The sequence below is a fragment of the Ramlibacter tataouinensis genome (genome assembly GCF_027941915.1).
Lineage (GTDB): Bacteria > Pseudomonadota > Gammaproteobacteria > Burkholderiales > Burkholderiaceae_C > Ramlibacter > Ramlibacter tataouinensis_C.
On the sequence record NZ_CP116009.1, the window covers coordinates 112,902 to 127,772 of the forward strand.

General features: G+C 69.3%; 13 protein-coding genes. 6 read left to right on the forward strand and 7 right to left on the reverse strand.

Going from position 1 to position 14,871, the window contains the following annotated elements:
- Window positions 1-4: 4 nt before the first annotated feature.
- From rimP to PE066_RS00540, 6 genes are all read right to left on the reverse strand, one after another.
- On the reverse strand, window positions 5-565 hold the full coding sequence (gene rimP / locus PE066_RS00515; protein WP_271236644.1) for a ribosome maturation factor RimP: 561 nt from the start codon (window positions 563-565) through the stop codon (window positions 5-7).
- Window positions 566-869: 304 nt separating this feature from the next.
- Window positions 870-1,283, reverse strand: a complete 414-nt coding sequence (arfB, locus tag PE066_RS00520) for an alternative ribosome rescue aminoacyl-tRNA hydrolase ArfB (RefSeq protein WP_271234621.1) — start codon at window positions 1,281-1,283, stop codon at window positions 870-872.
- A 4-nt stretch (window positions 1,284-1,287) separates the two neighbouring features.
- Entirely contained in the window at window positions 1,288-2,895 is a 1,608-nt protein-coding gene (locus PE066_RS00525) for an ABC transporter ATP-binding protein (RefSeq protein ID WP_271234622.1), read from the reverse strand.
- Complete coding sequence (locus PE066_RS00530; protein WP_271234623.1) at window positions 2,892-3,929, reverse strand: ABC transporter permease; 1,038 nt, start codon at window positions 3,927-3,929, stop codon at window positions 2,892-2,894. The genes PE066_RS00525 and PE066_RS00530 overlap by 4 nt, the downstream gene beginning before the upstream one ends.
- A 109-nt stretch (window positions 3,930-4,038) precedes the next feature.
- Window positions 4,039-5,073, reverse strand: coding sequence for a microcin C ABC transporter permease YejB (locus PE066_RS00535; protein ID WP_271234624.1), 1,035 nt, complete (start codon window positions 5,071-5,073; stop codon window positions 4,039-4,041).
- Window positions 5,070-6,875, reverse strand: coding sequence for an extracellular solute-binding protein (locus PE066_RS00540; protein ID WP_271234625.1), 1,806 nt, complete (start codon window positions 6,873-6,875; stop codon window positions 5,070-5,072). Before PE066_RS00540 ends, PE066_RS00535 begins: the two co-directional genes overlap by 4 nt.
- A 37-nt stretch (window positions 6,876-6,912) precedes the next feature.
- Here PE066_RS00540 and fabI point away from each other — a divergent pair, with 37 nt between their 5' ends.
- Complete coding sequence (fabI, locus tag PE066_RS00545; RefSeq protein ID WP_271234626.1) at window positions 6,913-7,695, forward strand: enoyl-ACP reductase FabI; 783 nt, start codon at window positions 6,913-6,915, stop codon at window positions 7,693-7,695.
- Window positions 7,696-7,835: 140 nt separating this feature from the next.
- Here the strand turns inward: fabI and PE066_RS00550 are convergent, their stop codons facing one another.
- Complete coding sequence (locus tag PE066_RS00550; RefSeq protein ID WP_271234627.1) at window positions 7,836-10,103, reverse strand: arginine/lysine/ornithine decarboxylase; 2,268 nt, start codon at window positions 10,101-10,103, stop codon at window positions 7,836-7,838.
- A 171-nt stretch (window positions 10,104-10,274) separates the two neighbouring features.
- Between PE066_RS00550 and PE066_RS00555 the strand changes: the two genes are divergently transcribed.
- The 5 genes from PE066_RS00555 (at window position 10,275) to PE066_RS00575 (ending at window position 14,705) form a co-directional block, all read left to right on the forward strand.
- Window positions 10,275-10,700, forward strand: coding sequence for an NfeD family protein (locus PE066_RS00555; RefSeq protein WP_271234628.1), 426 nt, complete (start codon window positions 10,275-10,277; stop codon window positions 10,698-10,700).
- Window positions 10,701-10,729: 29 nt separating this feature from the next.
- Window positions 10,730-11,653 (forward strand): SPFH domain-containing protein, encoded by a 924-nt coding sequence (locus PE066_RS00560; RefSeq protein ID WP_271234629.1) that lies wholly within the window; start codon window positions 10,730-10,732, stop codon window positions 11,651-11,653.
- A 149-nt stretch (window positions 11,654-11,802) separates the two neighbouring features.
- Window positions 11,803-12,168 carry a hypothetical protein gene (locus tag PE066_RS00565; RefSeq protein ID WP_271234630.1) on the forward strand — a complete coding sequence of 122 codons (366 nt, stop codon included), beginning with the start codon at window positions 11,803-11,805 and terminating at the stop codon, window positions 12,166-12,168.
- Window positions 12,169-12,228: 60 nt separating this feature from the next.
- The gene (locus PE066_RS00570; RefSeq protein WP_271234631.1) at window positions 12,229-13,302 is read left to right on the forward strand and encodes a polysaccharide pyruvyl transferase family protein; all 1,074 of its coding nucleotides are present in this window, start codon (window positions 12,229-12,231) and stop codon (window positions 13,300-13,302) included.
- Complete coding sequence (locus tag PE066_RS00575) at window positions 13,299-14,705, forward strand: Coenzyme F420 hydrogenase/dehydrogenase, beta subunit C-terminal domain (RefSeq protein ID WP_271234632.1); 1,407 nt, start codon at window positions 13,299-13,301, stop codon at window positions 14,703-14,705. The genes PE066_RS00570 and PE066_RS00575 overlap by 4 nt, the downstream gene beginning before the upstream one ends.
- Window positions 14,706-14,871 lie beyond the last annotated feature (166 nt).

Consider the following 14,871-nt stretch of genomic DNA (forward strand, 5'->3'; position numbering starts at 1 on the left):
TCTCCTAGCCCCTCTCCGAGGGGCGCCGCCCCTTGAAGTCAACCACCGGCGCGAGCCGCGCCTCCTTCAATTCGTCCAGCGTGAAGCCGATCGCCTGCAGCGGCGCCGGCTCCTTCTTGCGGCTGACGCGCTGGCCCGGCTTGCGCTCCGGCTCGTCGCTCCATACCAGTTGCCAGTTGCCGTCGGCCCGGCCCAGCCGGCCGCGGAACTTCTTGCGGTTGGCCGCCACCTGGCCTGCTCCCGCCGCGCCCACCGGCGCCTTCAGCGTGATGTCCACCATCTCGCCGGCGAAGCGCTCGAAGTCGCGCTCATCGCGCAACGGCCGGTCCAGCCCCGGCGATGACACCTCCAGCCGCCTGTAGTCGATGCCCTCGACCTCCAGCGCATACTGCAACTGGCGCGTGACCTTCTCGCAGTCCTCGACGTTGACGAAGGCCTCGTCGGCCCCCGGCTGCCAGGGCAGGTCGATCGTCACGCGCAGCAGACCACCGGCGGAGCGTTCGATCTCCACCAGCTCGTAGCCCAGCCCGGTCACGGTCTGCTGGGCGATGTCGTGCAGCGCCACGGTTTTTTGCGTCATTCCCTGAAGTAAAACGACCCGGCTTGCCGCGATTCGCGCAAGTGCTTGTCGCGGCAAGCAAAAAAAAAGGGCCGGTGATTACCCGCCCGTCCTTTGGTCGTGAAGCAAAGATTGTACCGTGGCAGGCGTGTCTGTGCAACTTGGAGACCGGCGAGTTTTTCGTGTGGCCGTCCTCCCGGCCCAGCCAGCTCTTCGCTGGGTCCGTGCAGTTGGAGGTATCCAGCCTCAACCGTGCGCAGCGCCTGGCGCCCCCGCGTTGCGGTGGATCCCCGCTTTCGCGGGATGACGGTCAGAGATCCTGCCCCGAGCGGCTGAGCTTGACTTCCGCGCGCCGGCGCTTGTCGGCCAGCCGCCGGCGCGCGGCCGAAGCCGGGGGCCGCGTCGGTTTGCGCACGTGGGGCGGCTCGGCCACGCTGTCCACCAGCTCCTGCAGCCGCTCCCAGGCCTCGGCACGGTTCAGCTCCTGGCTGCGATGCACCTGGGCCTTGATGACCAGCACGCCGGAGCGGGTGATGCGCCGGTCGGGCAGCGCCAGCAGCCGCGCCTTGTGTTCGTGCGCCAGCGAGGAGGCCCGGATGTCGTAGCGCAGCTGCACGGCGCTGGACACCTTGTTGACGTTCTGGCCGCCGGCGCCCTGGGCGCGGATGGCGATGATTTCGACGTCCTCGGGCGGGATCGGCGTCGGCCGGGCGTGCAGCGGCATGGCGTCAGGCGGCCGCCGCCACCAGCGCCCGGGTGTAGCCGTGCGAGGGGCGGTCCAGCACGGCATCGACCGGTCCGGATTCCAGCACCTGGCCGTCCTTCATCACCAGCACCTCGTGCGCCATGGCGCGGATCACGTCCACGTCGTGGGTGATCAGCAGGTAGGCCAGTCCCTTCTCGCGCTGCAGGCGCTGCAGCAGGCCCAGCACCTGCTTCTGGATGGTGACGTCCAGCGCGCTGGTCGGCTCGTCCAGCACCAGCAGCTGCGGGCCGACGATCAGGGCCCGGGCGATGGCCAGGCGCTGGCGCTGGCCGCCGGAAAACTCGTGCGGGTAGCGGTCCAGCAGGCCGGGGAACTGGTCCTCCGTCAGCCCGACCTCGGCCAGCCCGGCCAGCACGCGCTCGCGGCGGGCCGGGCGCGGCAGCTGCGGCTCGTGCACCAGCAGGCCCTCGCCGACGATCTCCTCCACCGTCATGCGCGGCGAGAGCGAGGAGAACGGATCCTGGAACACGACCTGGACCTGGCGCCGGACCGGCCGGTCGGCGCGGGCTTCGCGCCGCCACTGGCGGCCGACCACGTCGAGCCCGCCGCGATGGGGGATCAGGCCCAGGGCCGCCAGCGCCAGGGTGGACTTGCCGGAGCCCGATTCGCCGACCACGCCGAGCGTGCGCTGGGCCGGAATGGCGAAGTCCGCGCCCTGGACCGCAATGAACTCGCCGCGCCGGAACCAGCCGCGCACGCCGGGGATCGGCACCGGGTAGGCCACCTGCAGGCCGCGTGCCTGCATCACCGGCGGCTCCGGCGGGCCGCCCTCCTCCACGTTGCGCACGGGGCGGCTGTCGATCAGCTTGCGGGTGTAGGCGTGTTCCGGGTGCTGGAAGACTGTTTCGACGGTGCCGGCTTCGACCAGGTGGCCGTTCTCCATCACCGCCACCCGGTCGGCGAACTTGCGCACCAGGTTCAGGTCGTGCGTGATCAGCAGCACCGCCATGCCGGCCTGCCGCTGCAGGTCGTCCAGCAGGCCCAGGATCTGCGCGCGCAGGGTGACGTCGAGTGCGGTGGTGGGCTCGTCGGCCAGCAGCAGGCGCGGCCGGCTGGCCAGCGCCATGGCGATCATGGCGCGCTGGCGCTGCCCGCCCGACAGCTGGTGCGGGAAGCTGTGCGCGCGCCGCGCCGGCTCGGGGATGCCGGTGGCCGCCAGCGCCTCGACGGCGGCGTCCCAGGCCTGGCGGCGGCCGAGCGCCTGCTTGAGCTCCAGCACCTCCGCCACCTGGTCGCCCACGGTGAACAGCGGATTCAGGGCCGTCATCGGCTCCTGGAAGATCATGGCGATGTCGTCGCCGCGGATGCCCAGCAGCTCGCGCTCGGGCAGTTGCAGCAGGTCGACGGTGCGGCCTTCCGCCCGGACGTTGGCGAGGCGGGCCGAGCCGGTGACGCTGGCGTTCTGCACCAGGCCCAGCAGCGCCAGCGCCGTCACGGTCTTGCCCGAGCCGGATTCGCCCACCAGCGCCAGCTTCTCGCCTTCGCCGATGCGGAAATCGACGCCATGCACGACTTCCTTGGCGCCGAAGGCGACGCGCAGGTTGCGGACGTCGAGGAGGTCGCGGCTCACGCCCCCGCCTTCCGCGGATCCAGCGCGTCGCGCAGCGCGTCGCCCATGAACGTGAGCAGCAGCAAAGTCACGGTCAGCACGGCAAAAGTCGAAATCGAGATCCACCAGGCGTCCAGGTTGGCCTTGCCCTGGTTCAGCAGTTCGCCCAGCGACGGCGTCCCCGGCGGCACCCCCAGCCCGAGGAAGTCCAGCGATGTGAGCGCAAGGATCGCCGCGCTCATGCGGAACGGCAGGAAGGTCACCACCGGCACCATGCTGTTGGGCAGGATGTGCTTCCACATCAGGCGGCCGTTGCCCACCCCCAGCGCCCGCGCGGCGCGCACGTAGTCCATCTGCCGGTTGCGCAGGAACTCGGCCCGCACGTAGTCGGACAGCCCCATCCAGCCGAACAGCGACAGCAGGACCAGCAGCAGGGCCACGCTGGGGGCGAAGATCGCCGAGAAGATGATCAGCAGGTACAGCTCGGGCATCGCGCCCCAGATCTCGATGAAGCGCTGGAACGCCAGGTCGGTCTTGCCGCCGAAGAAGCCCTGCACCGCGCCGGTGAGCACGCCCACCACCACGCCGATGGCGGTGAGCGCCAGCCCGAACAGCACGCTGACGCGAAAGCCGTAGATCAGCTGGGCCAGCAGGTCGCGCCCGCGGTCGTCGGTGCCGAAGAAGTTCTCGCCCGAGGGCGCGGCCGGGTTGGGGTTGCTGGCGAAGTAGTTCAGCGTCCTGGGGCCGTAGGGGTTGGGCGGGTAGATCGCCCAGTTCCCGCCGGAGGTGACCTGCTGGCGGACGAACGGATCGAGGTAGTCGGCCGGCGTGTGGAAGTCGCCGCCGAACGCGGTCTCCGGGTAGTCGCGCAGCACCGGCACATAGAAGCTGCCCTCGTAGCGCACCAGCAGCGGCTTGTCGTTGGACAGCACCTCGGCAAACAGGCTCAGCACCACCAGCACCGAGAAGACCAGCAGGCTGACGAAGCCCAGGCGGTTGCGGCGGAAGCGCTGCCAGGCGCGGCGGCTGGGTGAAACGGAAACCGGCGCCGCCACCCGCGCGGGCGTCGCGGCGGCACTTCCAGTGCCACCGGGGATCCGGCTGCGCCGGTCCCCTGGTGGCGCCCCCCCGGGGGGGAGGCGGCCGGCGGCCGCTTCGGGGGGGTTAATCGAATTTGACACGAGGGTCTACCAGCACGTAGGAAAGATCGCTGATCAATTTCGTGAACAGCCCGATCAGCGTGAACAGGTACAGCGTGCCCAGCACCACCGGGTAGTCGCGCCGGATCACGCTTTCGTACGACAGCAGGCCCAGCCCGTCGAGCGAGAACAGCGTCTCGATCAGCAGCGAGCCGGTGAAGAACGCGCCGATGAAGGCCGAGGGGAAGCCGGTGATGATCGGGATCAGCGCGTTGCGGAACACGTGCTTCCACAGCACCCGCCGCTCGTCCAGCCCCTTGGCGCGGGCCGTCAGCACGTACTGCTTGCGGATCTCCTCCAGGAACGAGTTCTTGGTCAGCATGGCGGTGACGGCGAAGCTGCCGAACACCATGGCCGTGACCGGCAGCGCGATGTGCCACAGGTAATCGACGACCTTGCCGGCCAGGCTGAGCTGCTCCCAATTGGCCGAGGTCAATCCGCGCAGCGGAAACCACTGCAACTGCCCGCCGAACACCACCAGCAGCGCCACGCCCAGCACGAACCCCGGAATCGCATAGCCCACCAGCACGACCAGCGTGGTGACGAAGTCGAAGCGCGTGCCGGCGCGCACCGCCTTGGCCACGCCCAGCGGCACGGCTATGAGGTAACTGAGGAAGAAGGTCCACAGCCCCAGGCTGATCGACACCGGCAGCTTCTCCTTGACCAGCTGCCAGACGTCCTTGTGCTGGTAGAAGCTGCGGCCCAGGTCGAACCGGGCGAACTGCCCCAGCATCTGGAAGAAGCGCTCGTGCGCCGGCTTGTCGAAGCCGTACAGCTTCTTGATCTCCTCGATGCGCTGCGGATCGATGCCCTGCCGGCCGCGGTAGCCGGCCCCGCTGGCGGCAGCCCGCTCGCCGCCCGAATCGCGGCCCTGCAGCTGGGCGACCATCTGCTCCACCGGCCCACCCGGGACGAACTGCACGATGGCGAACGTCACCAGCAGCACCCCCAGCAGGGTGGGAATCATCAGCAGCAGGCGCTTGAGGATGTAGGCCGTCATGGCGACCCGCGATTGTCCGGCGAGGCCCACCAGGTGGCCAGTGCCCAGGTGTCGGCCTCGTAGTACGGCGGGACCACCGGCGGCAGCACGAAGCGCTGCGCCCGGTAGCCGATGAAGAAGGCGCCGCTGTAGTACTGCGGGATCGAGTAGTGGCCGTGCGACAGCACCCGGTCGAGCGCGCGCATCGCCGCACTCAGCTCGGGCCGGGTGGTGGCCTGCACCACCTTCTGCAGCAGCGCGTCGACGGCCGGGTCGGCGATGCCCCAGTAGTTGGCCGAGCCGTTGGTCTTGGCGGCGTTGGAGCCGAAGTACTCCAGCAGCTCGGCGCCCGGCGCCAGCATGCCCGGGATGCGCCGGGTGGTCAGCTCGAAGTCGAACCGGTCCATGCGCTCCTTGGACAGCGAGAAGTCGACCTGCCGGTAGACGAACCGGATGCCCAGCTTGGCCAGCGCCTGCTCGAACGGCGCGACGATGCGCACGATGGAGGGCTGGTCGTTGAGGAACTCGATGACGAAGGGCTCGCCCTGGGCGTTGCGCAAGGCGCCGTCGCGGTAGGTCCAGCCGGCCTCGGCCAGCAGCCGCTGGGCCTGGCGCAGGTTGTCGCGCAGGCTGCCGGGCGGCGCGGTGCTGGGCGGGACGGGCGCCGGGCCGAACACCTCGGGCCGCAGCTTGTCGCGCAGCGGCTCCAGCAGTGCCAGCTCGTCGGGCTGGGGCAGGCCCTCGGCGTGGAAGTCGCTGTTCGGGAAGTAGCCCTGCACGCGCTTGTACAGGCCGTAGAACAGCTGGCGGTTCATCCACTCGAAGTCCATCGCCAGCCCGAGCGCCCGGCGCACCCGGATGTCCTGGAACTTGGGCTTGCGGATGTTGAACACGTAGCCCTGGAAGTCGCCCGGGTTGCGGTTCTCGAAGGTCGCCTTCTTCAGCTCGCCGCTGTCGAATTGCTTGCCCTTGTACTGGCGCGCCCAGTTGCGCGAGGTGAACTCGCGCATGAAGTCGAACTCGCCGGACTTCAGGCCCTCGAAGCGGGCGGTCTCGTCCAGGTAGATCTTGAAGCTGACGCGGTCGAAGTTGAACTGGCCGCGCCGCACCGGCAGGTCGCGGGCCCAGTAGCCGGGGTCGCGCGCGTAGGTGACGTCGCGCCCGAGCTGCGGGTTGGCGATGCGGTAGGGCCCGGAGGCGATCGGCACCTCCATTACCACCTGGTCGAACGGCTTGCCCTTGCCCCAGTCGCGGCTGAAGACCGGCATGCCGCCGACGATCAGCGGCAGCTCGCGGTTGGGCGAGGCGAAATCGAAGCGCACCGTGCGCGCATCGACCTCCACCGCGCGCCGCACTTCCTGGTAGATGGTGCGGTACTGCGGCGCCGCCTGCTCGCTGATCAGGGTGCGGAACGAGTGCACCACGTCGGCGGCCAGCACCGGCTTGCCGTCATGGAAGCGCGCCTCGCGCCGCAGGCGGAAGGTGGCCGACAGTCGGTTGGGCGCCACGTCCACGTCCTCGGCCAGCAGGCCGTAGGCGGTGGTCGGCTCGTCGAAGTTGCCCGTGAGCAGGCTGTCGAACATCAGCGCGGCCATGCCGTAGGGCTCGGTGCCCTTGAGCGTGAACGGGTTGAACTTGTCGAAATTGGTCGGCCGCGTGGGCGGCACCATGCGGATCTCGCCGCCCTTGGGCGCCTTCGGATCGACGTAGGCGAAATGGCTGAAGTCCGGCGGGTACTTGATGTCCCCGAACTGCGCATAGGCGTGGGCGGCCCAGGAAGGCGCCGCCGCCATGCATGCCAGCAGTACCAGCCAATCCCGCATGAGACAATTCTGCCGACTTTTTCCCACGACAAGACCCATGGGTTTCCTCACCGGCAAGAAATACCTGATCACGGGCGTGCTCTCGAACCGCTCGATCGCCTACGGCATCGCCAAGGCCTGCCACCAGCAGGGCGCGGAACTGGCCTTCAGCTACGTCGGCGAGCGCTTTCGCGACCGGATCGTCGAGTTCGCCTCGGAGTTCAACTCCGACCTGGTGTTCGACTGCGACGTCAGCGACGACGCACAGATCGACAAGCTGTTCGCCGACCTGTCGGCCCGCTGGCCGAAGTTCGACGGCTTCGTGCACAGCATCGGCTTCGCCCCGCGCGAGGCGATCGCCGGCGACTTCCTCGACGGCCTGTCGCGCGAGGCGTTCCGCATCGCGCAGGACATCAGCGCCTACAGCTTCCCGGCCATGGCCAAGTCGGCCCTGCCCTACCTGACCGACAACGCCTCGCTGCTCACGCTGAGCTACCTGGGCGCCCTGCGCATCGTGCCGCACTACAACACCATGGGCCTGGCCAAGGCCTCGCTCGAGGCGTCGGTGCGCTACCTGGCCGGCTCGCTGGGGCCGCGCGGCATCCGGGTCAACGGCATCAGCGCCGGCCCGATCAAGACGCTGGCGGCCAGCGGCATCAAGGATTTCTCCAAGCTGCTGTCCATCGTCGCCAAGGCGGCGCCGCTGCGCCGCAACGTGACGATCGAGGACGTCGGCAACGTGGCCGCCTTCCTGCTGAGCGATTTGGCGTCCGGCGTGACGGCCGAGATCAGCTACGTCGACGGCGGCTTCAGCCAGACGGCGATCGCGGTCGAGGAATAAGAGGTGTCATGGCGGCCTTGAGCCGCCATCCACCTCCTGCGCAGGGTATTACGTCGGGAGGCGGATCCCGGCCTTCGCCGGGATGACACGGAAGTGCCGGGAAGTCCCCACGGCCCCCGCCTGCGCGGGGGCGAAGGTCGTCAGCCCTTCACGCAGTCCGCGTAATACCGCCGCTTTCCGTCCTCGCCGACCTCCTCCACCAGGCCGTGGATGTCCGTCTCGAAGCCGGGGCAGGCTTCGTTGAACTCGCGCGAGAACTTCAGGTAGTCGACGATCTTCTTGTTGAACACCTCGCCCGGGATCAGCAGCGGGATGCCCGGCGGGTACGGCGTCACCAGCGAGGTGGTGATCCGCCCCTCCAGCTCGTCGATCTCGACCCGCTCGGTCTTGCGGTGCGCGATGTGGGCGAAGGCGTCGCTGGGCTTCATGGCCGGCGTCAGGTCCGACAGGTACATGTCGGTGGTCAGCCGGGCGATGTCGTACTTGGCGTACAGCTCGTGCACGTGCTGGCACAGGTCGGCCAGGCCCATGCGCTCGTAGCGCGGCTGCTGGGCGCAGAACTCCGGCAGGATGCGCCACATCGGCTGGTTGCGCGCGTAGTCGTCCTTGAACTGCTGCAGCGCCGTCAGCAGCGTGTTCCAGCGGCCCTTGGTGATGCCGATGGTGAACATGATGAAGAACGAGTACAGCCCGGTCTTCTCCACGATGATCCCGTGCTCGGCCAGGAAGCGGGTCACGATCGACGCCGGGATGCCGGTCTTGGCGAACTTGCCGTTCAGGTCCAGGCCCGGGGTCACGATGGTGGACTTGATCGGGTCCAGCATGTTGAAGCCCTCGGCCAGGTTGCCGAAGCCGTGCCACTTGGCGGTGCGCGCCTCGCCCTTGATGATCCAGTCGTCGGCGCGGCCGATGCCTTGCTCGGCCAGCTTGTCCGGGCCCCAGACCTTGAACCACCAGTCCTTGCCGTAGGCCTGGTCGACCTGGCGCATGGCGCGCCGGAAGTCCAGCGCCTCCATGATGCTTTCCTCCACCATCGCCGTGCCGCCGGGCGGCTCCATCATCGCGGCGGCCACGTCGCAGCTGGCGATGATCGAGTACTGCGGGCTGGTCGAGGTGTGCATCAGGTACGCCTCGTTGAACAGGTGCCGGTCCAGCTTGTTGGTCTTGGCGTCCTGCACCAGCACGTGGCTGGCCTGGCTGATGCCGGCCAGCAGCTTGTGGATGGACTGGGTGGCGTAGACCAGCGACTTCTCCGGCCGCGGGCGCTTCTTGCCCATGGCGTGGAAGCTGCCATAGAACGGGTGGAAGGCCGCGTGCGGCAGCCAGGCCTCGTCGAAGTGCAGCGCATCGACGTAGCCGTCCAGCATGCCCTTGATGGTCTCGGTGTTGTACAGCACGCCGTCGTAGGTGGACTGGGTCAGCGTCACGATGCGCGGCTTGACCTGCTCCGGGTCCACCCCCGCCAGCAGCGGGTTGGCGCGGATCTTGTCCTTGATCGCCTCCGGCGTGAACTCGCTCTGCGGGATCGGGCCGATGATGCCGAAGTGGTTGCGCGTCGGCTTCATGAACACGGGGATCGCCCCGGTCATGATGATCGAGTGCAGGATCGACTTGTGGCAGTTGCGGTCCACCACCACCACGTCGCCCGGCGCCACCGTGTGGTGCCACACCATCTTGTTCGAGGTGCTGGTGCCGTTGGTCACGAAGAAGCAATGGTCGGCGTTGAAGATGCGCGCCGCATTGCGCTCGCTGGCCGCCACCGGGCCGGTGTGGTCCAGCAGCTGGCCCAGCTCGTCCACCGCGTTGCAGACGTCGGCGCGCAGCATGTTCTCGCCGAAGAACTGGTGGAACATCTGGCCGATCGGGCTCTTGAGGAAGGCCACGCCGCCGGAATGCCCCGGGCAGTGCCAGGAGTAGGAGCCGTCCTCGGCGTAGTCCAGCAGCGCCTTGAAGAACGGCGGCTGGATCCCCTCCAGGTAGCTCTTGGCCTCGCGGATGATGTGGCGGGCCATGAACTCCGGCGTGTCTTCGTACATGTGGATGAAGCCATGGAGCTCGCGCAGCACGTCGTTGGGCAGGTGCTGCGAGGTCTTGGTCTCGCCGTAGATGTAGATCGGCACGTCGGCGTTCTTGCGCCGCACTTCCTGGATGAAGGCGCGCAGGTTCAGCACGGCCGGCGCCTCGTCGGGGCCGGAGGTGGTGAACTCCTCGTCGTCGATCGACAGGATGAACGCGCTGGCGCGGCTTTGCTGCTGCGCGAACTGCGACAGGTCGCCGTAGCTGGTGACGCCCAGCACCTCCATGCCCTCGGCCTCGATGGCCTGCGCCAGGGCGCGGATGCCCAGTCCCGAGGTGTTCTCGGACCGGTAGTCTTCGTCGATGATGACGATGGGAAAGCGGAACTTCATGCGTGACTCCCGGCACCGGGCGGACGAACAAGGCGCGAAGTGTATGCAATCGGGCAATCCCTTCGTCGAAGCCTGAGCGCGCCGAAGGCGGCATTGCGCACTCGGCCGGGCAACGGCCGCCCTTGCGACGACAATCGCGGCAAAGGACGAGCCAGGAGACAGGAGGCGCAGATGACCGAATCGACCTTGTGGTGGCTGCTGACCGGGGCGGCCGTGGCCGCCGAGCTGGTCACCGGCACCTTCTACCTGCTGATGGGAGCCATCGGCCTGGCCGCCGGCGCGCTGGCCGCGCATGCCGGCTTCGGCATGCCGGCGCAGCTGGTCACGGCGGCGGTGGTCGGCGGCGGCGCCGTGGCCGCCTGCTACGCCGTGCGCCGCAGCCTCCCGGCGGCCCCGCCGGCCGGCGCCAATCGCGACGTCAACCTGGACGTCGGCGAGACCGTGATGGTCGAGCGCTGGCAGGCCGACGGCACCGCCCAGGTGCGCTACCGCGGCGCCAGCTGGACCGTCTCCCACCTGCCCGGCGAGATCCCCGTGGCCGGCCTGCACCGCGTGCGCGAGGTGGTGGGCAACCGCCTCGTGGTCGAGAAAGCCTGAACCCGTTACCCCCCGGAGGAGAAGAAAGCATGGAAATCGCACTGGTCCTGTTCGTCATCGCAGTCATCTTCGTGGTGCGCGCCATCAAGGTCGTGCCGCAGCAGCACGCCTGGGTGGTCGAGCGGCTGGGCAAGTACAACGCCTCGCTGGCGCCCGGCCTGAACTTCCTGATCCCGTTCATCGACAAGGTCGCCTACAAGCACAGCCTGAAGGAAATCCCGCTGGACGTGCCCAGCCAGGTCTGCATCACCCGCGACAACACCCAGCTGCAGGTCGACGGCATCCTGTACTTCCAGGTGACCGACCCGATGCGCGCCAGCTACGGCTCGTCCAACTACGTGGTGGCCATCACGCAGCTGGCCCAGACCACGCTGCGCAGCGTCATCGGCCGGATGGAGCTGGACAAGACCTTCGAGGAGCGCGACATCATCAACGTGCAAGTGGTGCAGGCCATCGACGAGGCGGCGCTGAACTGGGGCGTGAAGGTGCTGCGCTACGAGATCAAGGACCTGACGCCGCCGGCCGAGATCCTGCGTGCCATGCAGTCGCAGATCACCGCCGAGCGGGAAAAGCGCGCCCTGATCGCCGCCTCCGAAGGCCGGCGCCAGGAGCAGATCAACATCGCCACCGGCGAGCGCGAGGCCTTCATCGCCCGCTCGGAAGGCGAGAAGCAGGCCGAGATCAACCAGGCCCAGGGCGAGGCGGCGGCCATCCTGGCGGTGGCCGAAGCCAAGGCCGAAGCCATCCGCAAGGTCGCCGAAGCCATCCGCCAGCCCGGCGGCGACCAGGCGGTGCAGCTGGAAGTGGCGGAGAAGGCGGTGGACGCCTTCCGCAACGTGGCCAACGAGTCGCAGACCACGCTGATCGTGCCGGCCAACATGAGCGAGGTCTCGACCCTGATCGCCTCGGCGATGCGCATGATCCAGGCGGGCAAGCCCGGGGCGTCGGCCTGAGGGGCCTTGCCGCCGCCCTGACGCCATCGTCGGCCTGGGAAGGCCGACGCCTCAGTTCCACTGTGCCGAGGCCGCTTCCGCCTGGCACATCGCTTGCCCCGGTTCCCTTGCCGGCGTCCACCCCGGGCGCCTCAACCAGGAGTGAATCGATGCAAGGTACCGAGTTGAAGCAGCGTGTCGACCAGATCGAGCAGTGCACCGACGACGCCAAGCGCGCGGTGACCAGTGGTTCGGCCACGCCCGAGCTGCGCCAGTGCGTGCAGGACATGCACCAGCAAGCCCGCCAGTTGCAGCAGGCCTGCAGCGGCGGCCAGCAGCAGATGGGGCAGCAGCAGATGGGCCAGCAGGGCGGCCTGGACAGCGGCTTGCGCCAGCAGGTGGCCCAGCTCGAGCAGACGGCCGACCGCGCGATGCAGGCCTGCCGCCAGGCCGGCAGCAACGTCGACCAGCAGACGCAGCAGGCCGTGCAGCGGGCGCACCAGGAAATCTCCAGCGTGAAGAAGCAGATGCAGTAGCGGCATCCGCCCTCGCCCGAGACCAAGGACACCTCCAGCAGCGAGTGACAGGGGCCGCCCATGCAAGTCGGCCTGCTCACCCTGCACCGCTGCATCAACTACGGCTCCTATTGGCAGGCCCGCTGCCTGCTGGAAGGACTGCAGGCGCTGGGCCATGACGCCCGGCTGCTGGACCATCGCACGCCGCGCATCGAGCGGGCCGAGTACCGCTGTGCACTGAATCCGCTGCTGCCGCTGCCGTCCCCCGCCGCGGACCGCCCGGCCTACGCCCGCAAGCTGCGGCGCTTCGCCGAGGCGGCGGACGCACTGCCCCGCACCGCCCCCTTCAGCCTGGACGGCCCCTGCGCCATCGAGGACTTCGACGCTGTCGTGGTCGGCAGCGACGAGATGTGGAACTTCCACCATCCCTGGTACGCGGCCTGCCGGCTGTTCTTCGGCGAAGGCATCCGGGCGGGCCGGCTGGTGGCCCATGCCTGCACCTTCGGCAACTACCCGGCGGCGCGCGGCCTGCAGCCGGAATGGGTGCGCCGGCTGCTGCGCTTCGACAGCATCTCGGCGCGCGACCACAACACGCAGGACCTGCTCGAGCAGGCCACCGGCCGGCCCAGCCCGCTGGTGCTGGACCCCTGCCTGCAGTTCGCGCCGGCGCTGCCCGAGACGCCCGCCGCCGACCCCCACACCGCCGCGCTCTATGGCCACAGCTTCAGCCCCTGGTTCCGCCAGGCGGCGCGCGCCTGGGCCGGGCGGCGCAGCGTGCGCCTGGTCAGCATCGGCTATCGCAACGACTGGGCCGACGAGCAGTGGCTGGATGCCGGGCCCGATGACTTTGCCGGCTTCATCGGCGAGACCGGCTTCCTGCTGACCAACTTCTTCCACGGCTGCGTGTTCGCGCTGCGCCACGGCAAGCCCTTCGCCTGCGAGGACTCGCCCTACCGGTCGATCAAGCTGCGCTCGCTGCTGCTGCACCTGGGCTGCAGCGAGCGCCTGGTGCTGGAGTCGGCCGGCCCCGATGCGATCGCCCGCGTGCTGGACACCCCCCTGCCTGCCTCGCTGCGCCGGCGGCTGGCCGAGTGCCGCGCAGCCTCGCACGCCAGCCTGGCCGACGCCCTGCAAGTGGACCGGGCGGTGGCATGAACCCGGGGCCGGCCGGCGCCGCACCTCGACTTGCGCCCCGCGACGTGCTGCGCGGCGGCCTGTGCGTGGGCTGCGGCAACTGCGCCGCCCAGCCCGGCGCGCCCGGGCGCCGCATGGCCTGGGACCGCGACGGCCAGCTCAAGCCGGCCGGGCGCCGCGCCGACCTAGCGCGGGCCGATGCGCAGCTCGCCCGCCTGTGCCCGTCGTCGCCCTGGGCGGCGAACGAAGACGAACTGGCGCGGGCGCTGTACCCGCAGGCCGCCCACGTCGATCCGCTGGTGGGCCGCTACGAAAGCGCCTTCGTCGGCTCCGTGGCTGAAGGGCACTTCCGCGCTCAGGGCAGCTCCGGCGGCATGGTGTCCTGGGTGGCCACCGAGCTGCTGCGGCGCGGCCTGGTGGACGCAGTCGCCCACGTGGTGCCCACGGCCGACCCCGCCGCCGACGGCCGCTTCTTCCGCTACCGCCTGTCGCGCACGCCCGCGCAACTGGCGGCCGGGGCCAAGTCGCGCTACTACCCGGTGGAGCTGTCGCAGGTGCTGGAGGAGATCCGCGCCACGCCCGGCCGCTATGCCGTGGTCGGCATTCCCTGCTTCACCAAGGCCGTGCAGCTGCTGCGGCGCCACGACCCGCTGATGCGCGATCGGATCCGCTTCACCCTGGGCCTGTTCTGCGGCCACATGAAGAGCGCGCGCCTGCTGGACAGCTTCGCCTGGCAGTTGAGCGTGGACCCGGCCGAGGTGGTGGGCGTGGAGTACCGGCTGAAGAGCCCGGACCGCCCCGCCAACTGGTACACCGCCCAGCTGCGCCTGCGCGACGGCCGGCTGGTGCAGCGCGACTGGTTCCACCTGGCCGAGGGCGACTGGGGGTCGGGCTTCTTCCAGAACGGCGCCTGCAACTTCTGCGACGACGTCGTGGTCGAGACCGCCGACATCTCGTTCGGCGACGCCTGGGTCGAGCCTTACGCGCAGGATGGCCGGGGCACCAACGTGGTGCTGGTGCGCTCGCCGGAGCTGCACGCGCTGGTCAGCGAAGCGATCGGGCAAGGCCGCCTGGCGCTGGCGCCGGTCGATGCCGATTTCGTGCGCCGCACCCAGGCCGCCGGTTTGCGGCACCGGCGCGAAGGGCTGGCCTACCGGCTCACGTGGGCCAGGCGGTCCGGCCTGCAGCCGCGCAAGCGGGTGGCGGAGGGGGCCACGGAGCTGCCGCGGCCGCGCAAGCTGCTGTACCGGATCCGGGCGCATGTCACGCGCTGGAGCCCGAAGGCGTTCCGGGTGGCGAGGGTGCTGCGATGGCGGGGGCTCTACCTGGCCTGGGCGCACGGGGTGGTGGCGCTGTACCAGGGGCTGGCGTACGCGCGCGGGCGGCTGGGGGCGGCGCTGGCGCGGATGGGGTGGCGGGGCTGAACTCGGCCCTGGCATCAACTGTCCGGCTCGATTTGGACAGCGTGCTGGACAGTTAATTAGACAGATCCTTGGCAGCGTTGCGTCTCGCAAATGAGACACTCCGGCCTACACTGTCTTGACATCTCTATCTAGACACTTAAACATAGTCCAAGACTGTTCAAGCAGA